A 25883-nucleotide genomic window follows, 5' to 3' on the forward strand; every position below is an offset into this window, starting at 1 on the left:
CCGAGGTCGGTCCGACTGACGACCCGTTGGACAAGTGCCTGTTCCGTCGGCGTGCCGCTGAGCGCGAACGCCGACGGCACAGATGTTGACCGCCCGGACGAGCCGTTGACGTCCGGGGTCCCCTTGGCGTCCGCCCGCGCTTGCAGCACGGCACACCCGCTCGGGTCAACTGGCCAGGGATGGGCCGACTCCCGCACGACCAGCGGCGTCACCGAGCCCTCACCCGTCCGGGGCACCTGAGCGTCACCCCCAAGAAGGCGTGATTCTCTGGTTTCCAAACGTCCTCCCGGAGCGGATCCGGTCTCTGGCGACGTATCCACCGCGCGCGGACAAGAAAGAGGAACGGAGACACAAGAGAGGAAGATCGGGAAATGCAGAATGAGAACGTCCAGATGAAGGACCAGAGAGCACCTTTCGATCAGCCTTTAAGGCTAGACAGGCGGCTGGTATCCATCCCCTGCTCGAGTCGGTTTTCGCGCCTGTACATGAAGAGGAGTTGGTTGAGCTGAGTACGGAGTCGGCATGGTGGATGCGGCGGTTGACACGCCGTCGAGGGGCGACCATGAGTAGCGCGGGGGCCGCCCGGCGGCAGCCGTCCCGGCCAGGGACAGCACCGTGACTCCCGGGAAGCACTCTGGGGCACCCGGCGGCGGCGAAGCACGGGGGCAACACCCGGGCAGTGCTCAAGGGCCGGAGGAAGCCTCCTCCAAGCCACAGAAGCATCGCTCGCTGTGGAAGGAACTGCCTGTCCTGATCGGCGTCGCGCTGGTCCTGGCGCTGCTCATCAAGACATTTCTGCTGCAGGCGTTCTTGATCCCATCGGCCTCGATGCAGAACACACTGCAGGTGGGTGACCGCGTCCTGGTCGACAAGCTGACCCCGTGGTTCGGCTCCGAGCCCGAGCGTGGCGAGGTGGTGGTCTTCCACGACCCGGACCACTGGCTGGCCGGCGAGCCGACGCCTCAGCCTGGCCCTGTGCAGAAGGTCCTCGGCTGGATCGGTCTGATGCCGTCGGCGGACGAGAAGGACCTCATCAAACGCGTGATCGGTGTCGGCGGGGACACCGTCGCGTGCAAGGGCGTGGGCCCACTGCTGGTCAACGGCCGTGCGCTGAACGAGCCGTATGTGTACGCCGGTGACACGCCGTGTACGTTCGACAACCTGGGAGGCCAGTTCGAGGTGAAGGTCCCCAAGGGCTACATCTGGGTGATGGGCGATCACCGGCAGGACTCGAGCGACTCCCGGTACAACCAGTCCGACGTCCACCATGGGATGATCCCCCTGAACAAGGTCATCGGCCATGCCGTCGTCGTCGCCTGGCCGGTCAACCGCTGGAACACCCTGCCGATCCCGGACACCTTCAACCAGCGTATGAGCAGCCTGTCCGGCGCATCGCCCCGGGGGCCGACCGCACGGCAGGCAACCGGCGTCGGCGCGGCACCCCGCGGCCTCAATGCTCCGGAGAAAGCGACTGCGCCGACGGGTGGGGGGCGCTGACGTCACGAACGTCCGGTCCGAACCGCGCACATATGTACGCACACGGTCCAGGGAAGACACCCCCGCCGTGGCGCGGATGATCGCGGTACACCGGTGCGCTTCCCGCCTCGTGACGTCCTCAGTTCACCGCCCCGCCCGTGCACGGGGCACCCACCTCGGGTGTCTGCTTGCCCCCGACGTACCTCTCGAAGAATCGGTCGACGCCAGGGTCACTCGCGCTCGTCACCGTTCGCTGGTGGCCCCACGCGGTGAGCATGATGGGGTCGTTCTGGTTCTCGTACGGGCTCATCATCGTGTAGGGCGTCTTCTTCACCTTTGCCGCCAGCGCGTTCACATCGGCCTGCTTGGCCTTGCTGTTGTACGTGATCCAGACCGCGCCGTGCTCGAGCGAGTGCACGGCGGTCTCGTTCCTCACGGGCTTGGTGTAGACATCGCCGTCGCAGTTCAGCCATACCGGGTTGTGCGGGCCGCCGACCGGGGGATCGGTCGGGTACGTGACAGTTCCGGTGACGTGATTGCGGGCCAAGGGACCCGACCAAGTCCTCACACCATCATCGCCGGTGACAAATCCCCCGGACGTCTTGATGCTGTCCGCCGCTGCGGCGGGGGGGCCGGAGTGCGGCTGCGGGGTACCCTGCGCGCGTTGTTGCTGATCCCTCACAGGTTGCAGCGAAGGCGTCTGCGACGCGAACTGGCGGGCGGACGCGTTCGTCGCAACGATTAGCATAAATCCTGCAGAAACGGACGTGGCAATGGCTCCGGCCCGCAGCACCCAATTCCACCCCAATACCAGTTCTCCACACTGCTTCATATGACGTACCATCGCTTCATCCTTCTTACATGCCAGATTAACCTGGGCGACCCCATTGCCACATGGAGACTCCAGGGATTGTTTGAGAATACTCGATGCATCACGCACAATCGAAATAGCACGATAATTCATCTATCGCCGTTTCAATACCCATGCCTTGAGTCCGGCCTGCCGGAGGTGGAAGGCCATGTCACTCGGCGTTGATGGAGGATGAGCGGCGTATGAGGCCGTGCGCCCTGCAGCCTTTCAACAGCAGCGGTTCGGCAAGATACGAGCCGCTCTGTCCGGTGACCCAGGTGGTCAGCGCCGACTTGGTCGTGGCGCTTCCCTTCTGATGGTTTGTTGCCGGGTTCCTGGTGTGCATGGTGATGCGCAGGTCGCGGCCAACGGGCCATGGCAGAATCCGGGCATGGGTGCTATGGCACATGGCAACGATTTACTGCCGGCCGGGTCCCGGATATTCGTGCCTGGTCGGATCCGCGCTCGCCCGCCGCTTGACAGCCGACGGCTACAAAGTGGTCACCGCGGGGCCGGGACAGGCTGCACCTCCGTGATGCGGCGAGAACGGCGGCGTATCCGCGCGGCGTGCGCCCGGACGCGGTGGTGCTGGCCGCCGCGTAAGTGGGCGGCATCATGGCCAACAGCAGGTATCCGGTGCAGTTCCTCGAGGACAGCCTGCGCATTCAGCTGAGCGTGATCCCCGGTGCACACGCTGCGGGGCCGCCGAATGCTTTTCCTGGGATCCTCCTGCAGCTACTCCAAGCATGCTCCCCAGCCCATCCGCGAGGACGACCTGCTGACGGGCCCGCTGGAGCCGACGAACGAACCGCACGCGCTCGCCAAAATCGCCGGGATCGCGCCAGATGCAGTCCTACCGGCGGCAGTACGGCGCGTCCTACATCGCCGCCATGCCGACAAACCTCTACGGCCGGGTGACAACCTCGATCTGGAGACCTCGCACGTCCTGCCGGCCCTGATCCGCCGCTTCCACGCGGCCAAGAGCAACGGGGCGGACGAGGTGGTGCTGTGGAGCAGCGGCACGCCGCGCCGAGAGTTCCTCCACGCCGACGACCTCGCAGCAGCTGCACGGTCCTGCTGCGCCGCTACGACGCCGATGAGTCGGTCAACGTGGGCTGCGGCCAGGATCTGACCATCCGCGAACTTGCCGAGACGGTGCGGGATGTCGTCGGCAGGCCGCCGCACGTAGCCGTGGAGCCCCCGCCACGCACAATCGGCGGTCAAAGACGACTCGTAACCGACCGGCCCCGCCCTCGCGCGGAAGCGAGCACAGCCAAACCACCGGCCGGCGAGCGGCCTCTCTTCAAGGGGACGCGAACACCGCCCGGCGAGTGCTCTCGACCAGGCCCCGTCGTACGGTCCGGCGCATGGTGCGCGAACGCGGCGGATATACGCAGGTCTTTTGCCAGGTCGACCGTCCCGGCGGGCTCTGCGTGCCGGTCGTGATGCCCGTTCGCACCAGCATGGGCGAGCGCAGCCGTGTCTCGCCATCCCGTTGGACGCGCGGAACCGCGGTCGGGTGGGCAGTCACAGGTATGGGTCGACCGTCACATTGTTCGTTACCGAAGGCTTGAGCAACGCCACGTCACGCAATGCCGAGGTGAGGGGGCCAGCCTGGAACCGGGATCTGATCACTGCCGAAGTTCAGCAGCCGCCATCCAGGCTCGACGTCGTACTGCATCAGCAGCGGCACCGAGGTGACCGTCGCGTCCAAGCCAACGGCACCGGCGGCCGGAATCGACAGCAGCCTGACAAGCATCACATCAGGGGCCACGAACTCCGGGTTGGCCTTCACCCCCCAGGAATCCTGGTCGATGACCGGCGATGCGGTGTGCATGACCTGTGTGCGTACGAAGCATGTCCAGAGCTCATGGTCGACCTCGTCCTCGGCGAATGCCTCGGCCACCGCGTCCGGGTCGTAGCCGCCGACGCGCCCCTGCTCCAGAAGTGGCATCAACCAGGCCTGAGACCAGCAGCGACGCAATGTCGGATGTGTCAGGCGCCATGTGGCCCGCATGTCCTGGTCGATCCAGTACGTTTTCGCGAACGCCCAAGCCGCGTTCATCACCGGCACTTGCGTCACGTACATCGCGTAGTTGTGGTACATCTCATCGTTCTCTCGGCCCAGAGTCCTGCCCCCATACCTGGGCCGGGATACACGCCCCGTCGGTTCCAGGAAGAGGCGACCTCTCGGCAGGTGAATCCATTGGGCAGGCCGAGGCGATGTCCACGACAGCGGCGCGGACTGCCTCTTCGGCGGCGGATGGTCGCACACAGGTCCGTCATGACGCCGCCGGCCGGTCGAGTGGAACCGTGGATGCGGACGCGCGCGGCCCGGCCCTTGCCTGGCAACGACAGGAGAGCACGACCGGCCCTGCCGGTTCCCGTTGCTCACGGGAAGACCAGGGCTGCGGCGACGCACGCACAACACCCCACGACGCTGAGCGACTTCTTCGTGGCGCCCAGCGTCCCGGCCCAGCTCGTCTGCTTCGCTCATGAGCGGCCGCCCCCTCTGCCCGTCAAACCGCTGTGCCGGCCGTTGATGCTACCTACCGTGTCGCTCGGGTACACCCTGGGTCAGCTACCGTCACTCGGTCGAGCCACTTAGCGAACATCATCGGGGACGGCAATCCATAAAGCGAAGGCCTCGACCGGTACTTGGCGATGTGCAGGCGACCACCGCGCCGACAGACACCCGCGACGCCTGGCAGGTCCCCGCGGGAGCACTCGCCGAAACGATCCGGCGTCTCACCCGGCACCGGGCCGCCCGCCGAACCGATGCTCAGCGGGTGCCGGCCGCGACCAGAACGGATTGCTCCTCGGTCCGGCGAGTGCGCTGATGGGTACACGGGCAGAGCCATCTGCAGGGGCGCCTGCCGGGGCCACACCGCACCGCCGCGACAATGACACCTGCGAGGTCGGTCATCGTTCCGACACGATCATCCAGGGTGGGGCCTTTCGTGCCGGCGCACTGCTCGTGGTAGCCCGCGCGGCACGGGTGGCACATGCCGCGTTCACATGTACACCAACGATAAAAGCCGTTGGGGTGGGCGTCTTCAATACGACGGAGTGCGGGCGTCCAGGCGTGTGAGCGCACCCATGCGGCCTCTTCCTGGCTCATCGGCGAAGGCGCGCCCAATGGGACGGCGTCAAGAAAGCCGGTGATCGAAGTACTGAAGGATCGCAGCCACGTGGTCATGTCTTCTCCGAGGCAGGCGGTAGGCCGAATCGGCGATCAGGCTAGAGCGTCGACGGCCTTTCCGCGTGAAGGCGGAAGGAGAGGAATACCATGCATGAAGTTACAACTATGCGTCTGATCCTCGCCGTACGGACAAGGTTTGCCGCGAGATGGTGGCAAGAACCGAACACATGCCGCCCCCTCATGGGTGAATCGCAGGCACACACATGAGAGGCCACACACCCTCCGCTGACCCGCTTCCATGCAGCTGATGGAACGGCGGGGCGGGAAGGTTCGACCCACCGGTGCAGTCGGCAAACCATGGGTGGCAATAGGGCCGAATTTATTACGCCTATTGAGGGATTTGTCATCATATGTCCTCCATCGCACCCTCCTTCTATGTGAGCGCCGAAACGCTGCCGGGCTGGGCGCGGCCCATCGCGAGTCAGGGCACCTACGTCAGACCAAGGAGTAGTGATGCACCCCCTACCGCCTCGCTGCCGACAGCTCCCCGGCTCAGGCCGGAGCAACGGGGCTGCGTGTGTGTGCGCACCGGCTCATCACCCCGTCACCGGTCTGGCGGACATGCGGCCCACGACAACACGGTGTTCCCTTCGACGAGAGTGAAGGACCGCCGACGACCGGCGGGGGTCTCGCGGTTACGGACCCCGTCGACGCGCGATCCGGCCCGCGGCCACAACGGTACGTATCTCTGAAGGAAAGCCAATGAACATTGTTGTCATGGGACAGGGCTACGTCGGCCTCCCTCTGGCCATGGCTGCCGTCGAGGCGGGCCACCACGTGATCGGCTTCGAGGTCGATGAGCACCGCTGCGAGCAGCTGCACTCCGGTGCCTCCTACATCGGAGACGTCTCCGACAAGACGCTCCAGGCAGCGCTGAAGTCCGGCCGGTATCAGCCAACGGGCGACGAACAGCGTCTGGCCGGCTTCGACGTCGCGGTCATCGCTGTACCCACACCACTGAAGGAGCGGCTGCCGGACCTCAGTGCCGTCCGGCTGGCCACAGAGACGCTGGCGCGGTACGTGCGCCGTGGCGTCACCGTCATCCTGGAATCCACGACCCACCCAGGGACGACCCGCCAGGTCGTGCTGCCACTCCTCGAAGTCCGCTCCCGGCTCCGGGCCGGGATCAGCTTCCATCTCGGATTCAGCCCGGAGCGCATCGACCCGGGCAACGAGCAGTGGACGTTCGCCAACACCCCGAAGATCGTTTCCGGGCTCACCGAGGAATGCCGCGAACGGGTGCGGGAGTTCTACGCCGGCATCACGCAGGATGTGATCCTGTCGAACAGTCTCGAAGAGGCCGAGTTGGCCAAGGTGTTCGAGAACACCTTTCGGCACGTCAACATCGCGCTGGTCAACGAGTTCGCCCGGGTGGCCCATACCCTGGGCGTGGACGTCTGGCACACCCTCGACCTGGCCGACTCGAAGCCGTTCGGGTTCACGAGGTTTACGCCCGGCCCCGGCGTCGGCGGTCACTGCCTGCCGGTCGATCCGGTGTTCCTGAGCCATCACGTCAGGACGAAATACGGAGAGCCGTTCCGGCTGGTCGAGCTCGCCCAGGACATCAACGAGGCACAGCCGGGCTATGTGGTCAGCCGCCTCCAGGACGCTCTCAACACTCGGCATGGCAAGGCGCTCAAAGACGCCCGCGTCCTGGCCCTCGGGCTCGCCTACAAGCCCGGCGTCGCCGACGCACGCCAGTCACCCGCCGTCCAGGTCGTCACGGAGCTGAAACGGAAGGGCGCTCATGTCGACGCCGTGGACCCCCACGTCACCGGCACGGTCCACGGCCTGTTCACCCCTCTGCCCTACCAGGACTACGACGCCGTCGTGCTGCTCACCGCGCACAAGCAATTCGACCTCGCCCAGATCGCCGCGGAGGCGCCCTACGTGCTCGACACGCGGGGTGTCATGCCGGAGGCCCCACATGTCGAGCGGCTCTGAGAGCCTGATCAACCAGGAGAGACCATGTACAACGGATTAGCTCATACGGGTATCGGGGCAATGGTGCTGACCTTCGCCGCCGCGGCGATGAGCGCTGCCGGGGCCGTGCTGCGCTTCTTCTTCTGGAACGGCCAGGGATGACCCTGACGGTCGCCGTCCTCATCCCCGCGCACAACGAAGAAGCGACGATCGGGGAGCTGGTCCGGGCTGTCCTGGACCAGCCCTACCCCATCTCCCAACTCATCGTGGTCGCCGACTCGTGCTCGGATCGCACTGCCGAGGTCGCCCGCGAGGCGGGGGCCACACTCGTGCTGGAGACGACGTTCAAAGACAAGGCGAGCAATCAGAACGCCGCGCTTCCCCACGTCACCGCTGAAGTGATCGTCGGCTTCGACGGCGACTCCCGGCCCGAGCCGGACTGCATCAGCCTCATGCTGGCCGACCTCGAAAAGGGCTACGACGCCACGTGCTCGTCGATCCTTCCGATCCAGGAGACCGGCTTTTTCATCGAAGCACGACGTTTCGCCTACAGCCTCGGCAGCCAGTGGTGGCGGCTCTCCCAGCGGCGGGTTGGCCGCATCCAGGTGCTCACGGGCGCCTCGTACGCCTTCCGTACCGAGGTCGTACGGGCCGTCGGAGGCTTTCCCAACGGCCTGATCAGCGCCGACATGGACATCACCTGGAAGCTGCACGAGCACGGCTACAAAACCTGGTACACGGACAAGGCGCTGACCCTCACCGTCGACCCGGCGACATGGAAGGAGTACAAGGCGCAGATGCCGCGCTGGGCGGCCGGTTACTTCCAGAACGTCGCGCGCTACCGGCGCTTGATGTTGAACTGGCGCTCGCTGCTTGTCGTGGGAACCGCCCTGTTCGACCTGGTGACGCTGTGGTGGTGGGCCTTCGTCGTCATGTACAACCTCGTCACTTGGCAGCACCTGTCCATGTTCCATTACATGGGCTACTGGTTCTTGGCTCACAGTGCGCTGACCATGTACCTGGTCTCACGAGTCGTGGGCTGGAAGAAGGCCTTGCTCGGGTTCGCGCCCTACACGATTTTGAACTTCTACAACAAGTATCTCTACAGCAGGTCGATGCTCCGCGAGTGGCTCCTCGGCAGACACTACGCCTGCGTGGACGAGGAAACCGAGGCACTCACTCCACAGGGATGGCGTTCTCACAGGGAACTTGGCAACGGCGACTTGATCGCGGCGTACGACGCCGCGACCGATACGCTCAACTGGGAGCCTGCGACGTTCACCCGCTATGACGTCGCCGAGCAGTTGGTCGCGGTCGAGCAACTGTCGTGCAGCCAGCGGCTGACCGAGAAACACCGGATGCTCGTGTGGACCGAACAGGACGGCATCCACGTGAGGTCGGCCAAGGACGCCGGCAAGGAATGCAAGGTGCCACTCGCGGCGCCCTGGTCACTGCGGCGACTCGAAGGACCGGGCGAGAGTCTGGCGGCGTTGCTCGGATGGTTCACCAGCCGGGGCCGATTCGACGACGGCAAAGCCGTCATCAATCCCTCCGGGACAGCGGACACGCACAAGGCCCGGTCGATCCGCGATCTGCTTGACACCGCCGGCGCCGAATGGCGTGAGCTGTGCCCTGAATCCGTTGGGGCGCCGTCGGTGTCCGGCCCGCATGCGCAGTCCGAGTACGTGGTCAACGGTGCCGTCGCCCGATGGCTCAGCACCGTCGCGCAGACCGGAACCCTGACCTACGATGTCGTCTTCGGCTGGCCCCAAGCCGAGTGCCGTGCGCTCCTGGAGGCGCTGGCCGACAGCTCCGGCACGCGGCAGCACGACAACGGGTTCGGCTTCGTCCGGAGGGATCGCGCCGAGGCGGAGATGCTCCAGTGTCTCGCGATCCGGTGCGGCTTGCATGCCAAGGTCCGGCTGCGCCGGAGCGACGGGGCCTGGCTGACGCACGTCAACACCAATCGCTGGGTGCGCCTGCGCCCGGAGAGCCCCAACGAATCCCTCTCCCTTCCCCGCGAGACGTACGTCGGAATCGTGTGGTGTCCGACGGTCCGCACGGGATTCTGGCTGGCCCGCCGCAACGGCATGCCGTTCATCACGGGCAACTCCTGGACCGGACGCACCGGCAGGAAGACCGTCATCACCCCGATGTCCCCCCGCCGCCGCTTCGTCCTAGGACAACTGGGCACCATGGCAGGCGCCATCGCGGCCGCAGCGGGCGGATGGCTCGGCAACACGATCCTGTTGGCGACGGGCGGAGTCGCAGCCATCGGAATCCCCATGTCTATGATCTGTTGGCGCACCGACGGAACACAGTGTGAGTCCGATGCACTGCCTCTGCCGGAGATCGTCAGCAATGCCTGCGGCCCCGTCCCCGTCGACAAGTGATCCGTGTCGTGTGCGCACGGGCGTGTCGTCGGCCGGAGCCGGCGGGTAGCTGCTGTACGGTGTCGGCGTCCTTCATGGCCTTGGTTCCCTCTTGAAGGTCCGCGTGGGCTTTCCCAGCGCACAGGTGAACCTGGGCATTTTCGTCGATCCGAAAAGCAGGATGACCGCGATCGCCACGATCAGCAGGCGCCGGGGCTCCAACCCGTTACGGTGCTTCTCCCCTGTCCATTCTCTTCGCTGGAGTGCAGTACGGCTGAGGGCGCGCGGATGACGACAACGGACCACCGGGCCACACCCTCCTCCGACCAGCACCAGCACCAGGCCGAACCGCCTCGTCCTGATTCCTCACGTGGCGGCTACAGGTCACCGCGACGCCAACGCAGCTCGCTGCGGAAAACGCTCGGTATCGCGCTGTCCCTCGCGATACTCGGCGTGTCCGGAATGGGCTGGTTCTACCTGAGGCTGAGCGGCAGCATCGGCACCTTCGACGGGGCAGGTCTGTCCCACATTCGCCCCGACGCCGTCTCCGCCGGGGGTGAGAACGTCCTGATCATCGGCTCTGACGCGCGCAACGACGGGAACAGCGCGCTGGGCGGCGGCAGCAAGGACGACAGCGGTCGTTCCGACACCACCTTCCTGCTCCACATCCATGCCGACCACCGGCACGCGACAGCGGTGTCGATTCCTCGGGACACCCTGGTCACCGTGCCGCCGTGCAGACTGCCCGACGGCACGTGGACGAAACGCCAGGTCGACGTCATGTTCAATTCGGCCTTCTCTGTCGGAGAGACGATGTCCGGCAATCCGGCCTGCACCCAGAACACGGTGGAGAAGCTCACCGGACTGCGCGTCGACCACACCGTGGTGCTCGACTTCAAGGGCTTCGCGGCACTGACGGACGTGGTGGGCGGTGTGCGGGTGTGCCTGCCGAAGAACATCTACGAGAGAGACCTCGACCCCAACCGCTCCACTCGGGGCAAGCTGTTGTTCAAGAAAGGTGCCCAGGTCGTCTCCGGGGAGAAGGCGCTGAGCTATGTGCGCATCCGGCATGGCATCGGTGACAGCTCGGACTTGGGGCGCATCAGGCGTCAGCAGGCCTTCGTCGCCAGCCTCGTGAGAAAGATCCGGCATCAGGGGCTGACACCGGCCAGTCTGCTGCCCCTCGCGGAGGCCGCGACGAAGTCGATGACCGTCGACCCGGGTCTGGGGACCGCGGACAAACTCATCTCGTTCGTCATGTCGCTGAAAGACATCGACCTGCACAACATCAAGTTCGTGACCGTACCCTGGCGTTATGACGGGCCGCGCGTCGCGATCGTCCAACCGGACGCCAACGAGTTGTGGGCCGCCCTCAAGGCCGATCACACCATCGACGGTGCCGATGCCAGTGGCGCGCATGCCGCGATGACACCGTTCGCACATGCCCAGTCGAATGGCACCAAGGGCAACGGCATCAGCGTCGCGGTCCACAACGGCACCACCGTCTCCGGCCTGGCCCGAAGCGTCGCGATGACGCTCACCGAGCACGGCTTCAATGTCATCAACGTCGCGAACGCCGACCGTCAGGACCATGCCACCACAGTGATCCGGTATGGCCGGGGCCTGCGGAACGAGGCGCAGACGATCGCCGGGCTCTTCCCCAACGCCCTACTCGAACCGGTCCGCACGTCAGGGATCGACGTGATCCTGGGCCGGTCCTACGGCGCCTCGTCCATGTCCGGCCAACCCGCCGTACCCCCTTCGGTGGCCGACGGCGCCCGGTCGGCCGATGACGACCTGTGCTCCCATCTGTCGTACGGCTGACGCTCGACCATGGCGATCCACCTGAGTGGCGGTCCGCCCTACCGGCCTGCCAGCCAGGCCGAAGGCGTGCCTGGCAGCACATAGCCCACGGCAGAGGCGCGGTGCTCGACGAACCGGCTCAACGCGTCCGATTGATCCAGGCGCTCCTGCACGCGTGTAAAGACAGCAGGGTCACGCATGTAGGCGAGAAACAGGAGCCCCTGGTCATCGGGCCCGTTGTCGTACGAGTATCCGCGGCGCAACATGCGTGCGCCGCCGTCGAATCGGGGGTTGGCCAGACGCACGTGGGCGTCTGCGGGGATGATGTAACGGCCTTGCGGGGTCTTGGCGTAGAGATCCACCCGATCGTGCTCGCGGTGTGCCCCGAGTGGGGCGCCCGTGCGGCGAGCGCGTCCCATGACCGCTTCCTGACCGGCGCTTGGGAGCGCCCCGAAGGCGGAGACGTCCATGTGGATACGTCGGTAGACCAGGTAGGTGCTGCCGTCGGGGTTCCAAACCCAGCGCTCCGCTTCGGCCCCGGCCGGGTTTTCCGTACCGTCCTTGAAACCGAAGAGGTTGCGGGGTGTCTCCCCGCGGGCGTGCGGGGGCAGAAATCCACGCTCGTGCCAGCGATGCTCCAGCAGGCCGGCGGCGGAGGTGGTGAGTCGGCCGGAATGCTCTTGCAGCGCCTCGTGATCGTCGCCGCACAACTGCACCAGGATGTCGCCGCCCCCGCGCTCGGGGTCGAGTCGGTCACGGGGGAACGGCGGGATCTGCCGGAGCCTCGCTGGGGCCGCGAGGCCGAGTGTGCGGTAGAGGGACGGGCCCAGCGCCACAGTGCGTGTGCTGGCGCCAGGGAGAGGAAGTGCTGACCACTGGTTCAGAGCCCTGCGCACAGCCGCATGTCCGGCTGAACCACGCCGATGTCCTGCCAGGTCATAGCCCGTGACGAGGACGTGCAGGGGCTGGGGTCCGTTGACGCCTTGCTGCCGGACCGGCGCTGTTCGCTCATCGGAATGCGCCGTGGAACCATGGCCCTCGGCCGATGCCGGTTGTTCGCGTTGCCGCGCTCCGCCTGCGCAGCCGGCCGAAAGGAATGCGAACGCCGTGCCGGTTGCGAGGAGCGAGCGGCGGGTCGGTTGAGGAGATTCGGAGGGCGTGCTGGTCACCGGCGCTCCAGGGTTTGTCGCGCGAGGAATGCGAGGTTGCCGGCAACACTGCCCATGAGCCGCAGGGACGCATGGGACATGCGTCCCTGGGCGCGCGACGGCCACAAGGGCGCAGAAGGGCGATCATGAGCTGCTGCGGCAGGCCTCACGCTACACCTGGGCCCCATGCGATTCCTCGTCACGAAACACCGCGTGCCTCGCGCCGGCATCACCTCGCCAGGTCTCCTGGTTCTTGTCCTCGGCCTTCTGGCCGCCCTGCTCGGGCTGGCAGCGTGCGCCGCACCAGTGGCCGGCGGCCGGCTGGGACCCATGGGTCAGCCCGCGGTTTTGCGGGTTCCTGGTCAGTTCCGGTCCATCCAGGCGGCATTGAATTCCGCTCAATCGGGCGACACCGTGCTGGTCTCTCCGGGTGTCTATCGGGAGAGCGTCACCATCCACAAACCTCGGATCGTACTGAGGGGGACCGACCGCTCAAAGGTTGTCATCGACGGCGAGTTCAAACGCATCAACGGAATCACCGTCACCGGCGCGGCGTCCGTCGTCGAGAACCTCACCGTGCGCAACCACCTCGCCAACGGGCTGCTGTTCACGGGTGTCACCGACAAAGCCCTGCAGGGCGCGGGCGCAGGTGGCGCAGCGAACTACGACCCCTTGGACACGATCAAGTACCCAGCGCTGCACGGCTTCCGCGCCTCGTATGTGACGGCGTACGACAACGCTCTCTACGGCATCTACGCCTTCGACGCGCGTGACGGAGTGATCGAGAACTCCTACGGTTCGGGACAGGCGGACTCGGGCATCTATGTGGGCCAATGCAATCCCTGCAACACGATCGTGCGGAACAATGTGACCGAACACAACGCCGTGGGAGTCGAGGTCACGAACGCCTCGAAAGGCCTGTACCTGCTCGGCAACACCATCCATCGCAATCGCGTGGGGCTGACCGTGCTCTCCAACAACCTGGAGGCGCTGGGACCCCAGCACAATGCGGTCTTCGTCGGCAACACGGTCAGCGACAACAACGACGACCGCAGCCCCGAACAGGCCGACGGTGGCTTCGGTATCGGAGTCGGCATCGGTGGCGGTACGCACAACATCTTCGAACACAACAGGATCGAGGGCAATCACGCGAGCGCCTTCGTCGTGCAGGACGTGCAGGGCTATCCAGCCGTCGGAAACGAGATCAAGAGCAACGCCGTGGGCAGCGATCAACTGGGCCTTGTCGTGATGTCGAACCGCACCGGAAACAATTGCTACAGCGACAACGGCCGCGCACGCACGAGTCCTTACCCGCTACCCCATGTCCTGACGACCTGCCCGGGACGCAACGTCGCCTTGCGCGTTCCCGGCCGTCTGCCGACAGTTGGCTCGGTTCCGCCAGGGGTTTCCTTCCGCGACGTCGCACCTCCTCCTGCACAGCCGGGCATGCCCGACGCCGCCCATGCGCCGGCCCGCCCGGCGCTCCATCTGCCGGGGAAGGTCGACCTGGCGGAGTATGGCTTGCCCCAGCCGCGTCGCTGATCCCGCCGCGGGAGGAGTGGCTTCCTGTCTGCCCCTCCTCCCCATCCGGCGGCTGCCGCCGTCACCGGACGTGCTGTGACATCCCCCGCCAGGGCGCGGCAGGCACCTTCGCATGAGCCTCATGACCGAGGAAGTCCATGGTGACGGGCTGCCTGGTGCCCTGGCCCCTGATCTCGAGACGGCCGAGGTTTCCGTCCTCATCAACCCAGTACGTCAACGGGGAGGAGGCGGCCATCCGCTGTCGCGGCGCCCCGGCCCCGCCGACGCGCCGCGGCCGGGGGCGCGGACCGGAGAAGCGTGTGTACGGCTTGCCGCGCAGCGTGCTCTCTCCAAGACGCCGGGCACCGAACTGGGCCAACAGCTGCGCGTTGTCCGGCCGGTCCTGCCCCAGCGCCATCACCACCCGCAGCGCGGTGTCCAAGGTGTACCCGGCGTACGCTCGTGGTGACCAGAGTCGGGCCGGCACCTTCTCGGCCGCCTGTACGATCTGCGCGGACCTCGACGAAGGAGACGTACCGCGCGACCCGAGAGCAACGGCCACACCACTGCTGTCCCACGCGACCAGTCCCGTTTGCTGCTTCCGGCCGGGCGCCCCGGCGACGTACGTTCCCACTCCGCGGTGAGTGCCGTAGTCGATCAGCCCGCGCACCTCGTAGGAGTCCGTACCGTCGTCGATCTTCACCGTCACTGACTCGGGGCTGGCCTCAAAGGCCTTGAAACGCACCACGGCCAGCCGCTCGGCCTCTGAAGACGTGATGGCCCGTGGCTTGTCACGAGCCCCACCGGTACCTACGAGTGCCAGAGCACAGCAGGACACCCCAATACCGAGGGCCACCCCCAGAACCCGCAGGCGTGAACGGCGCGTCAGCCGCTGTAACGGACGGATAAAGAACCATGTGCGCATGGAAACCTTTCACGAAAAGACAGGAATTGATATGAACGGCCTCTGATTACGACACGGCCGTGAGCTGTCTATCGCAGATACTCCGCCCCAAATCAACGACCCCGCTCCGGTCGAACCGCGCCGTTAGCCATTGAGGTGATCAGCCATCACCTGTGCGGGGATGGCCGGCGCCGACTCCGCTCATCCCAACGCACCCGATCCCTGAGCGCACCGGGGCGCACCTGAACAGCGCCGACCAGCCGTCGCTCCGAGATACGCGGACTCTATCCTCAAAATGCGCACGAACACCCATGGACCAGGGTCTCCCGCCCGTTCGTTCACACCCCGCCCATCAGAGTGGACAGGCAGCGGTCGATGGCTGGCCCGACCTGTTCCTGTCCCGTAGCCACCGCAGCGTACGTACGCAGCAGGAACGAACGCAGGCCATCCGTTTCGAACTCGAGCAGCGCCATGCCGTTCGATCCGTAGAACTCAAGCATCGTCATCGACGGCCCGCAGGGCCAGATGTGGACGTCCCCCTCGCCGACCACAGCAGTCAGGCCCTCCCACAGGAGGTCGCGGGCGAAACTCCAAGTGATGTCGACGCCGCTGAGCGATACCTCGGCTGGAAAGTCCATATGGATCGCCAACGGGTCCGTGGAGGTGTACCTCAGCGTCGTGGGGGCCGGGAACTCCGGGTCCTCCAAGGTGATCAGACGGGCGCGGACCGGCTGCTCAAGAGTGATATCCATGGTCGTTCTCCGCTTTGTGGCCGGACCGGCCGAATGACGTGCTCTGACGAGCGTAGATTTCCCCTCCCCATCTACAGGATGTCCGAAACAAGGCGGTTTGAGTGGGATCGCCGCTCTCACACGCCGCCGCGCTCCGGAGCATGTGCCGATCCGATGCGGCGAAGCCGTCACCGCCCCGTCGAATCCCGCGGAGCCGGGCCCGAGCCCACGGCATCGCCACGACGCCGTCATGGATGGTGTGGCGGCCGGGAGCCGAGCCGCAGGTACCTCCTACGCCTGAGGGCGGTGCCGCCTGCGGTACCGAAGATATTGAGTGACTTACTGAATAAGTTTCCATCGCCGGGTTCCGAGAAACATCGCGTAGTCACTTCTCAGTCCGTCTTACATGGGGCCGCCGAAGGGCGAGAGTGAAAATTTCCGTACCGCACGATCCATCGGTTTCTTCGGCCCTCTTCACTCGTTTACAGTCTGCAGGCCATGGTGCGGAACAGCTCACGCTGCGCTCGCTCGGCTTAGGCCATGACGGTCCATGGCTCTTGAGAGACAAGAAGGAGAAAGCAGGTGACGCACAGGAGGACGCTGGGTCTCCGCTCCGGCTCGACCTCTGCCGGCTCGAGCCAGCATCCCCCTGAGCCTGTGCGACAACGCGGCCACCCAGCACGACCTGGCACTCGGCAGCACTCTCGGCTCCTGACCACGTCACGCACCGGTCAGGGCGTGCCCGTGCGCATCGGCTACTGACTCGCTGCTGGGCCCCAGGCTGACTTCTACCTTCTTCGAGTAGGAAGACAACGACAGTGCGACAAACCCTGAGCAGGCGCGTGGTCATGGCCGCCGCCGCGACAAGCGTCCTGGTATGCGGCTCCGAGGCGCATGCCGCCGCCCAACTGCGGGGCCCCACCGTGGACTTGCCCGACATCCTGTCGGGCAACACGGTGGAACTGCCCTCGGACGTACCGGCGAACGCCTGTGACACCGCGGTCGACGTGGTCGCCGCACAGTCTGCTGCTTCGCACAACACTTGCGCGCATGCGCCCAACACCCCGGCCCCGGCCGGCCGGAACCCGGGTGTCGCGGGCCCACGAGCCCACCGGCCGGAGAACAACAGCCCGGTCACGCCCCCGCATCACCGCCCCTCCGCTCCGCCCACGGCACAGTCGCCGGGTCGAAGCCCGGTCGCCCCGACGGTCTCGAACACCGAGACTCCTGTCGCACGGACAGGACCTCTGCTCTCGGGTCTCCCTCCGGTCACCCCGACAACGCCCTGGCCCACACATCAGGGTCCTGCCCCCGAGGTGACGCCTCTGCCGACGGGTCCGCTGGCATCGCAGCCACTGGCAGCGACCCCCCTCGCAGCGACTCCCCTGGCAGTAACGCCGCTGGCGACGGCACCCCTCTCGGCACTGACCGGCTCGTCCCCTCTCACATCCACGCCTCCAAGTCTGCGATTGCCGACGGACCCCGTCGTAAACCTCACCACCCCGCTCGACCCCAGCACCTCACCGTCCACGCACCAATACCCTGCCGCGCCAACGGCACCTGGGCCCACACACCGGGGCTCCAGCTCCACCCCCAGGTCGGCCTCTGTGCCCCGGACACAGCCGCAGGCGCCCAGCACCACCACGCCGTCGGCTCCGCCGCACTACAGCTCAGGGCTCCCGGGCACCCCGGTAACGGCGGCCGCCCCGCCACAGTCTCAGACAGCTCAGCGCGTACCCTCCGCCCCCAAGGCGCCCCTGTCACCGTCTCGGGACCCCCACACTCGAGCCTTCGTCACCCCCGTACTCCCCGCGACTCCGATCGCGCCTGCGACGGTCCACCATGCCCCGGGCACTTCGGTACCTCCCGCTCGACACTCGCCGCGGCCCGGAATGGCCAGCACCGGAACCGAAGTGCTCCTCACAGGCTCAGCCGCTGCTGCCGCCCTACTGACGGGGGGAGTCATCCTCTACCGTCGCGAGCGAGCCTCGTCGCGTTGACGGCGGGAGAGTAACTGCGGTCGCCGGCGGCCACCCGAGTCCCATACGGCACTCCATGGCTGCCGGCGAGGGCCGCCTATTGCGTAATCGACCCCTTCTCCACCGGGGACCGGAGCAGCGCCCTTACCGGGGCGCCTCCACGAGCAGCATGAGGTACCGGCGTGTACGAGAATTCGCCGAATTTATCGCTAGGTGGAAGAATCCCGCCCTCCGCCATGGTCAGGGCAATCTCCGTGATGCGCTCGCTGGCCTTTCCATCACCAAAGGGGCAAGGCCTGTTGACCAGAGCGCGCGCCAGCTCACTCTTCGCCAGAATCCGATTGATCTCTTCCGAGATTTCACGCCGGTGACTCAAGCGAACAGCGAATCCGGCAGCAATCGCTTCAGGTCGCTCAGTATTTCGCCTCACTACAATCAGAGGCTTTTTGATAACCGTGCACTCCTCCTGAATGCCACCTGAGTCTGAAATAAGTAGGCGAGCCTGACTAGCCAGCGCAAGGAAGGTCGAGTAATCAAGGGGAGGAACATGTCGAATTTTCGAAAGTCGATCGGTCAGTCCGAAAGCAGTGGCACTTCCGGCTGTCCGTGGATGCACCGGGAAAAGCACCGGGATGGGGGCTTCGGACAACGCATCAAGGATTTCTGAGAGCCGCTCGGGGTCGTCGGTATTTTCCGGGCGATGGATCGTTGCGAGAATAAATTCATTCTCGCAGAGCTCATACTTGGCAAGGATCTCTTTGGACTCTTCCAGCCCGGGCAGCGATTCACACGTGGCCTCTACGATGGTATTCCCCGTGACCCGCACCGAATACAGCGGAATCCCTTCGGAGATCAGATTAGCAGCATTCCACGACGTGGGTGCACAATGAATATCCGCTAAGACGGAGACCAGGCGCCTGTTGATTTCTTCCGGCATGGATCGATCGTTGGAACGGAGACCGGCCTCAACGTGAAGAACTGGAATTCCGCAGTAGTTGGCCGCTTGCGCTCCAGCCAATGTAGAATTTGTATCCCCCTGCACAATGACCAGCCTCGGCCTCGTCTGCCGGAAATAATCGGCGAGTTGATAGGTCGCACTCGAGATCTGAACGCTGCGGTGCGTCCCACTGATACCACTCAATAGCAAGTCCGGTGGCGGCAGCTTAAAACCGTGAAAGAAACTCTCACACAGTTCCGCATCATAATGCTGGCCGGTATAGAGAATTGAGGCGCGTGTTCCGAGATTACGGATCACTCCGGCCAGTTTGATGATTTCTGGACGAGTGCCCATGACTACTGCGATGTCATTTTCTTCGTACATGAATGATCAGCTCCAGTGTCGCCTTGCTATACGTGGACCTCAGCTGTGGAAAAGGTGGCTCAACTCATCGATCTCTTTATAGAGGTCTTCGCACGAACTACAGCCTTTGACATGTTGCATCACCTCCTCCGATGCACTCTCCCCGAGCCGTCCACGAGAAAAGGCGGCCAGCCGGCTCACGTAGTACGAACACTGGCTGGGGTATCTCTTCTGGTCCAGATGGACACTCAGGTATGCCTGCCTCAAGCCCTCCTTCGCCCTGTATGCAAGGGCCGCGACGCTGTTCGGGCTGACACCCATCATGTTCGCAATCGCGGCAGGCTGCTGAGATTGCACAACAGTGCACCACAGAACGGCTCTCCATCGTTCGGACAGGGACCCAAGCGCCTCTATCACCAACCCGTATTCATAATTCTTGAGAGCTTCGGACCCCGCCGATTCTGCGTACTCCATTTCATAGAGACTCACGTCGGGTACATATACCTGCCGACCAGCACTTCTCCCCCATTCGGCCACTACGTTGCGCAGGACCTTGAGGAGATAACTTCGAAAGGAACTGGACGGGCCACCGCCCGATCTCAGCGCCTGCAGCACCCGAGAAAATGCCTCGGCCACGAAGTCCTGCACCGTGTGGGCATCATCGGCGTACATCGACGCAAGCCGAGTAGCCGCATTTCGGTGCCGGAGGAAAAGTACGCCAAAGGCCTCCGTGTCGCCTTCGCGCACCGATTGAGCCAGTTCCTGATCGCTGGACTCCACTGCTTCTGATTCGGAGGCAGCAGCACGGACCGAGCTACGGACCTGCGGCGTGCTGTGTCTAGTTGAATATGACATTACGGCTCCTGAATGAAGACTCGCCGCGAACAGACCCCACGGCCGGCCTCGATCTCGACTAGATATGCGCAGGGGGACGCACGGCCCGCGAGGAAGCCCACTGAATTCTCGGCTCGAAGGAGACCATTAAGGAGATCTCGAAGGCTGGCTCAGCTCGCTCTTTATCCGGAGCGTATGCATGCAAATACGGCCAGCGGCCAGTTCAGGACCGGTGCATCAGCCACTGGTGGAAGAGCCATGGGGTTCGAGCTCTCGAGGGAGATACTCAGCACTGGACTGAGCAAGGACGACGGCTACGAGCGCCGAACGAAGGAACAAGGAGCCGATCCAGGACATCAACGCGTTGGCTCCCATGATCGCAGCGGTGGATTGCCACCCCTTTATAGGTCCTCCACCTCTTCCTGACGCCACTCCACGCCGTGCAGACGGCGGAAGATGCCACCTCCTGGAGCAGGGGTGAATGACATCATGCTACGAACGCCGTGCTGCTCCTTGGGTAACATCACTCGACTGGTGCACAGACACCCTGCCCCACGACCGGGGCCACTGATGACAACATCATGATCGGCGCGGCACTGTCCGAGCGGGCCGCACCCGGGCCGGTATCACCTCGTCTGCTCACACGCCGTCATGCATCGGTCTCAAGCTCCTCTCCTCGATATGAAGCACACATCCCGCCGTCACGAGCACTTACCGGCAGCTGTACCGATCCACAGTGCCTGAACCTTGCCGACGACATGAACGGACTGCTCATATGCAGGGGGAACACTTGGCTCATGAATCCGCCCTAGCCAGTAAGTCGCAGATGCCCTATCGCCGTTGCGGCTACAGCGGTCTACATGTGTCGGCCATCTCTCTGTGCCTGCCGCTCAGCGCCGACAGGCGTCAACCGGGTCTTCAAAAATCCCTGGCACCACGGGCTTTTGATCGCGGCATCACCCACTTCGACCTGCCCGCTTCCTGGACGGGGCGAAGAGCTGTTCCCGGCAGACGAATGACGGATGCGCTGGCGGGTCTGCGCCGCCAACGTGATGAGGTCGTACTCGCAGCGCATGTCGGCTTCGAAGGCCGACTGGGCCAGTCATTCGGTTTCGGTTCTCGCAAGCAGTTGATGTCTTCCCTCGACTCCATTCTGCGTGGGTTATCGCTGGAGTACGTCGACATCCTTTACTCAGATCGCTATGACCCCAGCACTCCTCTCGAAGAGACCATGGGAGCCTTGGTTTCGGCAGTGAACCAGGGAAAGGCCTTCTATATCGGGCTGGCCAGCTATGCGCCGACAATGGCCCGTCGGGCCATTGAGATTCTGTACAAGCTCGGCAGTCCGCCCATCGTGTGCCAGGCTTCATTCTCGTTGCTCAACCCCTGGGCGGAAGAAACTCTCCTGGATCTTCTGGATTCCTATAGTGTCAGTTTCATCGCCGACAATCCCTTGGCCAATGGATTACTGGACACGACAGGATTCCCGAATGCACACCGTGATCGGGGACAATTGGTGTGGCCGATGGGAGAGCCCCCGAATATCGAACTCTTGAATACGGTTGCCGCAGCTCGGGGCCAGACCCTCGCTCAGTTGTCTCTGAGTTGGGTATTAAGGGATCGTCGCGTGTCCTCAGCCATCATCACCCCCGAATCCCTTGCACAGCTGGACGAGTTCTGCGCGGCAGCAAATCAGACCTTCTTCACTCCCGCAGAGCTCGAGGCGATCACCGTCTCTATCGGCACCGGCAGGTAGCAGCTCGGCACGGACGACACCAACCCTTCCACCCTATTATCTGAATAGTTACGAATTTTAGTTCAATTCACTTTGCACGGGCCAGCACAGCGTTGAAGGACTACGATGACCCACGCACGACCTGCCTACTCTGTGAACGTTAGGGGGGTGACCCTAAGTCTTGATCTACGCGTCCTTCTCTTACTGAATGAACGCGACGAGTGGGAACTTCCCGGAGGTCGCCTTGAACTGGGTGAAACACCAGAGCAGTGTGTGGTGCGTGAAATCGCCGAGGAATCAGGGTGGCAGACGGTAGCGGGGCCCCTCCTGGACGTCTGGTCATCTGAGCAGGAGCCCGGCCGAAGTGTCCTCACCGTGACCTACGGATGTCCTGTACTGACACCTCATGCCGAACCCCTGCTGAGTGACGAGCACCAGCAGTTCGGTCTGTTCAGTCCCCATGAGCTGCACCGGCTCAATCTGCAGGAGGGATACAAGAAATCCGTCATGACCTGGCTCAAGACTCCCCCAACAATTCGTCTGAGCAGCGGCCAGGTGATGTTCATGTGCGGCCGATCAGACATCCCCGCCATGTACTGCGCACATGGATAACCCTGTCGTAACAGAGCGACGGGAAGCGAACTGTTCTGGCACTGCTGAGTAGATCTACCGCTGATCAGCGGTGCTCTTCTTTCACCGGAGAACGGTCACCGATCATGAACTATCTCATCACGGCACTCCTGCTCTCCTGGTCTCTCTCTCTGGCCTCCTTCTGTGCATATTTCAGCATCTGGTATGTCGCCGTGTCGAAGCGAGGAAGGGCTTCTTCGGAGAAGCAGCAGGTGGTCATGCGCAACCCGCGGCTTCAAGAACCTTCCCCACGGCAGGTCGCACCCCCCCATACCGTGGTTGTCCCCCGGCAGCGAGACAACACCTCCTGCAGCGGACAGTGATTCGGCTTCGACGACCTGCGTCATGATCCGGTCGGCCCAGGACCGCTTCGCGGGACACACAACGACGAGGGACAGGATCCTGGCCAGAGCAGGCCGTGAGCACGTGCGCTGGACCTCTTGCACCTGAGGGCCTGGTGCCCCGCTGAAGCGCCTGGCAGGGGCGGCTTCTTAGCGCACCGCGCCCGACGTGCGCCGACGGCGGCCGAGTTGCACACCTGCGCCGGCCATGGCGGCGGCTGCGGCAACTCCCGCTCCGACAGCCGGATTGATCATGGGGATCGCCAAGATGTTCGTGTTGGCGGAAGAAACGTTGTTGTCGGTGTTGGAATCCGGATCGACTCCGTCCACGGTGACAGTGTTCGTCAACCGAAAGCCGGTCGGGCCGGCAGTGCCCGTCACATAGACAATTGCGCTGGAATTCGGGGCCAAGCCGCCACCCTGGCACACGATAGTGCCGGCGTACATCCCGCAATTAGCGTCAGAGCTGCTGACACTGGCGTTGAACAGCCCCGTCGGGACCTGGTCGGTGAGCGTCCACCCGGATGACGCGCCGGGACCGTAGTTCGTCACGACGATCTCGTATTTGACCGCGTCTCCCGCATTCTCCAGCGCGGGACCGGCCTTGGCGACGGACAGGTCGACACCGCCCGCGGCCGCTACGGCTTGCGGAACACCCAGCAGCCCCAACGCGCCCGCAGCACCGCCCACTGTGAGCGCGATGCCGAGCATCCGCCTTGAGTGCTTCTTCATATGTCTTACTCACCTATCGGATTGAAGGGGCCCTTCCATACATCATCGGAAGGGGTTTGTTTATAAGATCCTCACGCTTCCCCTCCATGACGGTCGGCCATCCAGACAGGTGATCGTTCCTGTGAAGCCATCGTCACGACCACCTCCGGCGCACTCGAATCCGTCGTGCTCACCGTCGGTTCGCATGACGTTCCCGAGTCCGGCATCGGCCCCCCAACCGCAGCCGTCGCAGGTGAGCACTACGCCGTCTTGCGTACGCATGAGACGCCACGGCGGATGGGTATCGTCGGACGATCATCCCACGTGATATGGCTGAACCAATTGCCCAAAATTCTCCCCTTGACGAGAAGCAAGAAGCGGGTCTGCTGCTGCCTTCCCGAATCATGAAAGGCATTACGACTCCCGGAGGTCCAATCGATGAGTAATACATCCGCCGATCTCAGCGGCCCATCCACCAAGGAAAACCCTTCCTCGACCGTCGGCACCCAGGCCCGAGTGCTTCACGTCGTGGATCCGCTCGACGAAAACACGCTATTCGCCCTCACTGAATATCTCACCGCTACCCAACACCTGGAGCATTGGGTGCTGGCAGAGTGGGACGCATGCAAGTCTTCGACACTTCCGGCGGATGCGCGGATTGCAGGGATTGCATCCTTACCCGCCGGGAATCGAGCCCGCTTACGTGCCATCACCGACGCTTACCTTGCATTCAAGCCCGATTGGGTGCATGCGCACTCCTTCAATGCCGGTGCATACGTCCGCCTGGCAGTCAATATCCCGACCGACTCCATTGTTTACAGTCCGCACTGCTACGCATTCGAGCGCCGAGACCTCACCAGGACGGCACGAATCCTTAATGCCACGTGCGAGTATCTGCTCGCACCGCGTACGGGCACAGTGGCCGTATGCAATCTCCGTGAAGCACATCTGGCGGCTCGTCTGCACCGCACCGGAAAGATCGTCCACGTACCGAACGTGCCGCGCACAGACGCCCTCGATCCGTCGGAAGTGTCATCCCCTCCGCCGGCGGCGCCCGTCGCCGTGGCGCTGGGTCCGCTCAGCCCTCAGCGAGATCCTGCATTTTTTGAGGCTGCGGTGACCGCCATCAAATCAAACACCACGTGGATGTGGATCGGGGATGGCGAACCTCGTTACAGACGCCTCCTTGAGCAGGCAGGAGTCTGTGTCACAGGCCCGCTGCCTTCAAGGAACGTACTCCGGCTGCTGCGAAGAGCCGATGTGTATGTGCACACCGCGGCGTGGGAGGGCAGCTGCGACACTCTGTTGCAGGCGGTACAGGCGGGTTTGCCCATCGCCGCCCGATCGATCCCCACGCTCCAGGCTCTCCGGCTTCCCGGCCTGGCTTCCCGTCCAGAGGAGCTGGCCGCTACGGTCCAGCGTCTTCTTGTATCCGCCGCCGACCGCCATCTGTATTCCGAGAGTGCCAGACGCGCCTTCCACAATCACACCCCGGACACACAAGCCGCTCGTCTGCGTGAGCTCTATCAAACGAGCAGATGACGACAGCGCCTCCTGCCTGGAAGGGGGGAGGCGGGTAGGGGGCACCTGGCTGCAGGGAATTAGCCGACCTGCTTGATCGACCGTGGAGACATCAGCAGATCTCGATCGATGCGTTGCGGTGCGATAGTGATTCGATACTGAAACCATTGTTTCATCGGTAGTACGGAAGAGAGTGATAATGCTGACAAAACTGGGAGCGCTCCTCGGAGCAGTTGGACTCCTGACCACAGCGGCTTTCCCTGTTTCCGGGCACAGAAAGTTTCAAGATTCCACCGACGGCGCCTTCCTCAAGGAAATGCTGCGCAGCGTGAACATGGTTCGGGCCAGGCACCACGCACCTCCGGTACGACTCGATGGCAACCTCACAAAATACGCGGAGTCGAGGCTGCGGGAGGTGTCGCAGGGGCACAGACTGGCCAAGGGGCACAAAGGACTTCGTTCGCGAACGGGAGAAGTTCTCTACTGGTCCAGCACCACTCGCAGGCCCTCCGGATCCGCAGACGCCCGTACCGCTGTCGACCGATGGTACGCAGAGGTATCGGCATACGATTTCAATTCCCCTGGGTTCAGTCCGCGCACAGGCCACTTCACGCAATTGGTATGGAAGGGCAGCACACGCATTGGAGCCGCACGCGCAGTGGGTAGCGGGCGGGATCATTACGAGACCTACATCGCAGTTGAATTCGAGAATCCGGGCAATATCATGGGAGGATTCGGGCGGAATGTATTTCCGCTCAGGCATGAGAGGCACGGGTTTCGCCGCTGAACGCAGACCACTGGCAGGCCACCACGCGCGTCTACGGCTGTCCCTGCTGTTGGTGACCGGGAACACCGGAACATCGGGAACACCGCAGATGAAGCGGTCTTTCACAGCGAAGTCC

General features: G+C 64.1%; 19 protein-coding genes and 2 pseudogenes. 11 read left to right on the forward strand and 10 right to left on the reverse strand.

Annotation, left to right across the window (positions count from 1 at the left end; all coding sequences use genetic code 11):
- The first annotated feature begins 615 nt into the window (after positions 1–615).
- Entirely contained in the window at positions 616–1497 is an 882-nt protein-coding gene (gene lepB / locus ACZ7HQ_RS37240; protein ID WP_470999683.1) for a signal peptidase I, read from the forward strand.
- Positions 1498–1615: 118 nt separating this feature from the next.
- On the opposite strand, the pseudogene ACZ7HQ_RS37245 reads toward lepB, so the two are convergent.
- Positions 1616–2080: pseudogene (locus ACZ7HQ_RS37245) on the reverse strand (DUF3105 domain-containing protein); the annotation flags it as partial.
- 421 nt (positions 2081–2501) lie between these two features.
- Positions 2502–2672 (reverse strand): annotated as a pseudogene (locus tag ACZ7HQ_RS37250) (GDP-mannose 4,6-dehydratase); the annotation flags it as partial.
- Between the two features lie 339 nt (positions 2673–3011).
- Here ACZ7HQ_RS37250 and ACZ7HQ_RS37255 point away from each other — a divergent pair.
- Entirely contained in the window at positions 3012–3458 is a 447-nt protein-coding gene (locus ACZ7HQ_RS37255) for an NAD-dependent epimerase/dehydratase family protein (RefSeq protein WP_470999685.1), read from the forward strand.
- Between the two features lie 453 nt (positions 3459–3911).
- Here ACZ7HQ_RS37255 and ACZ7HQ_RS37260 read toward each other — a convergent pair whose 3' ends face one another.
- Positions 3912–4433, reverse strand: coding sequence for a hypothetical protein (locus ACZ7HQ_RS37260; protein WP_470999687.1), 522 nt, complete (start codon positions 4431–4433; stop codon positions 3912–3914).
- A 675-nt stretch (positions 4434–5108) separates the two neighbouring features.
- A complete protein-coding gene (locus ACZ7HQ_RS37265) occupies positions 5109–5525 on the reverse strand; it encodes a DUF6248 family natural product biosynthesis protein (protein WP_470999689.1) in 417 nt (138 codons plus the stop codon).
- A 705-nt stretch (positions 5526–6230) separates the two neighbouring features.
- On the opposite strand from ACZ7HQ_RS37265, the gene ACZ7HQ_RS37270 reads away from it, so the two are divergent.
- The 3 genes from ACZ7HQ_RS37270 to ACZ7HQ_RS37280 all read left to right on the forward strand — a co-directional run bounded on the left by ACZ7HQ_RS37270 (position 6231) and on the right by ACZ7HQ_RS37280 (position 11647).
- Positions 6231–7472 carry a nucleotide sugar dehydrogenase gene (locus ACZ7HQ_RS37270; RefSeq protein WP_470999691.1) on the forward strand — a complete coding sequence of 414 codons (1242 nt, stop codon included), beginning with the start codon at positions 6231–6233 and terminating at the stop codon, positions 7470–7472.
- 137 nt (positions 7473–7609) lie between these two features.
- A complete protein-coding gene (locus ACZ7HQ_RS37275; RefSeq protein WP_470999692.1) occupies positions 7610–9844 on the forward strand; it encodes a glycosyltransferase family 2 protein in 2235 nt (744 codons plus the stop codon).
- A 267-nt stretch (positions 9845–10111) separates the two neighbouring features.
- Positions 10112–11647: an LCP family protein gene (locus ACZ7HQ_RS37280; RefSeq protein WP_470999794.1), complete on the forward strand. Its 1536-nt coding sequence runs from the start codon at positions 10112–10114 to the stop codon at positions 11645–11647.
- 38 nt (positions 11648–11685) lie between these two features.
- Here ACZ7HQ_RS37280 and ACZ7HQ_RS37285 read toward each other — a convergent pair whose 3' ends face one another.
- Entirely contained in the window at positions 11686–12900 is a 1215-nt protein-coding gene (locus ACZ7HQ_RS37285; RefSeq protein WP_470999694.1) for a Dyp-type peroxidase, read from the reverse strand.
- 60 nt (positions 12901–12960) lie between these two features.
- Here ACZ7HQ_RS37285 and ACZ7HQ_RS37290 point away from each other — a divergent pair, with 60 nt between their 5' ends.
- Complete coding sequence (locus ACZ7HQ_RS37290; RefSeq protein WP_470999696.1) at positions 12961–14316, forward strand: right-handed parallel beta-helix repeat-containing protein; 1356 nt, start codon at positions 12961–12963, stop codon at positions 14314–14316.
- Between the two features lie 61 nt (positions 14317–14377).
- Here ACZ7HQ_RS37290 and ACZ7HQ_RS37295 read toward each other — a convergent pair whose 3' ends face one another.
- Positions 14378–15004 (reverse strand): hypothetical protein, encoded by a 627-nt coding sequence (locus ACZ7HQ_RS37295; RefSeq protein ID WP_470999698.1) that lies wholly within the window; start codon positions 15002–15004, stop codon positions 14378–14380.
- A gap of 533 nt (positions 15005–15537) precedes the next feature.
- On the reverse strand, positions 15538–15951 hold the full coding sequence (locus tag ACZ7HQ_RS37300; protein WP_470999700.1) for an SsgA family sporulation/cell division regulator: 414 nt from the start codon (positions 15949–15951) through the stop codon (positions 15538–15540).
- An 827-nt stretch (positions 15952–16778) separates the two neighbouring features.
- Between ACZ7HQ_RS37300 and ACZ7HQ_RS37305 the strand changes: the two genes are divergently transcribed.
- On the forward strand, positions 16779–17930 hold the full coding sequence (locus ACZ7HQ_RS37305; RefSeq protein ID WP_470999797.1) for a chaplin: 1152 nt from the start codon (positions 16779–16781) through the stop codon (positions 17928–17930).
- 76 nt (positions 17931–18006) lie between these two features.
- Here ACZ7HQ_RS37305 and wecB read toward each other — a convergent pair whose 3' ends face one another.
- The gene (wecB, locus tag ACZ7HQ_RS37310) at positions 18007–19230 is read right to left on the reverse strand and encodes a non-hydrolyzing UDP-N-acetylglucosamine 2-epimerase (RefSeq protein WP_470999702.1); all 1224 of its coding nucleotides are present in this window, start codon (positions 19228–19230) and stop codon (positions 18007–18009) included.
- Between the two features lie 39 nt (positions 19231–19269).
- Entirely contained in the window at positions 19270–19989 is a 720-nt protein-coding gene (locus ACZ7HQ_RS37315; protein WP_470999703.1) for an RNA polymerase sigma factor, read from the reverse strand.
- 844 nt (positions 19990–20833) lie between these two features.
- Between ACZ7HQ_RS37315 and ACZ7HQ_RS37320 the strand changes: the two genes are divergently transcribed.
- Positions 20834–21799 (forward strand): aldo/keto reductase, encoded by a 966-nt coding sequence (locus tag ACZ7HQ_RS37320; protein ID WP_470999705.1) that lies wholly within the window; start codon positions 20834–20836, stop codon positions 21797–21799.
- Positions 21800–21946: 147 nt separating this feature from the next.
- Positions 21947–22390 (forward strand): NUDIX domain-containing protein, encoded by a 444-nt coding sequence (locus tag ACZ7HQ_RS37325; RefSeq protein ID WP_470999707.1) that lies wholly within the window; start codon positions 21947–21949, stop codon positions 22388–22390.
- Between the two features lie 509 nt (positions 22391–22899).
- On the opposite strand, the gene ACZ7HQ_RS37330 is transcribed toward ACZ7HQ_RS37325, so the two are convergent.
- Positions 22900–23481, reverse strand: a complete 582-nt coding sequence (locus ACZ7HQ_RS37330; protein ID WP_470999709.1) for a DUF11 domain-containing protein — start codon at positions 23479–23481, stop codon at positions 22900–22902.
- A gap of 417 nt (positions 23482–23898) precedes the next feature.
- On the opposite strand from ACZ7HQ_RS37330, the gene ACZ7HQ_RS37335 reads away from it, so the two are divergent.
- On the forward strand, positions 23899–25002 hold the full coding sequence (locus ACZ7HQ_RS37335; protein ID WP_470999711.1) for a glycosyltransferase family 4 protein: 1104 nt from the start codon (positions 23899–23901) through the stop codon (positions 25000–25002).
- Positions 25003–25297: 295 nt separating this feature from the next.
- On the forward strand, positions 25298–25768 hold the full coding sequence (locus ACZ7HQ_RS37340; protein ID WP_470999799.1) for a CAP domain-containing protein: 471 nt from the start codon (positions 25298–25300) through the stop codon (positions 25766–25768).
- The last annotated feature ends 115 nt before the right edge of the window (positions 25769–25883 follow it).

Source organism: Streptomyces sp. NPDC037290, assembly GCF_055603245.1.

Bases quoted from the DNA above. Each gene is read 5' to 3' on its own strand.
- ACZ7HQ_RS37260 (WP_470999687.1), bottom strand. From the start codon at position 4,433: ATGTACCACAACTACGCGATGTACGTGACGCAAGTGCCGGTGATGAAC.
- ACZ7HQ_RS37265 (WP_470999689.1), bottom strand. From the start codon at position 5,525: ATGACCACGTGGCTGCGATCCTTCAGTACTTCGATCACCGGCTTTCTT.
- ACZ7HQ_RS37270 (WP_470999691.1), top strand. From the start codon at position 6,231: ATGAACATTGTTGTCATGGGACAGGGCTACGTCGGCCTCCCTCTGGCC.
- ACZ7HQ_RS37275 (WP_470999692.1), top strand. From the start codon at position 7,610: ATGACCCTGACGGTCGCCGTCCTCATCCCCGCGCACAACGAAGAAGCG.
- ACZ7HQ_RS37280 (WP_470999794.1), top strand. From the start codon at position 10,112: ATGACGACAACGGACCACCGGGCCACACCCTCCTCCGACCAGCACCAG.
- ACZ7HQ_RS37290 (WP_470999696.1), top strand. From the start codon at position 12,961: ATGCGATTCCTCGTCACGAAACACCGCGTGCCTCGCGCCGGCATCACC.
- ACZ7HQ_RS37300 (WP_470999700.1), bottom strand. From the start codon at position 15,951: ATGGATATCACTCTTGAGCAGCCGGTCCGCGCCCGTCTGATCACCTTG.
- ACZ7HQ_RS37305 (WP_470999797.1), top strand. From the start codon at position 16,779: ATGGCCGCCGCCGCGACAAGCGTCCTGGTATGCGGCTCCGAGGCGCAT.
- wecB (WP_470999702.1), bottom strand. From the start codon at position 19,230: ATGTACGAAGAAAATGACATCGCAGTAGTCATGGGCACTCGTCCAGAA.
- ACZ7HQ_RS37330 (WP_470999709.1), bottom strand. From the start codon at position 23,481: ATGAAGAAGCACTCAAGGCGGATGCTCGGCATCGCGCTCACAGTGGGC.
- ACZ7HQ_RS37335 (WP_470999711.1), top strand. From the start codon at position 23,899: ATGAGTAATACATCCGCCGATCTCAGCGGCCCATCCACCAAGGAAAAC.
- ACZ7HQ_RS37340 (WP_470999799.1), top strand. From the start codon at position 25,298: ATGCTGCGCAGCGTGAACATGGTTCGGGCCAGGCACCACGCACCTCCG.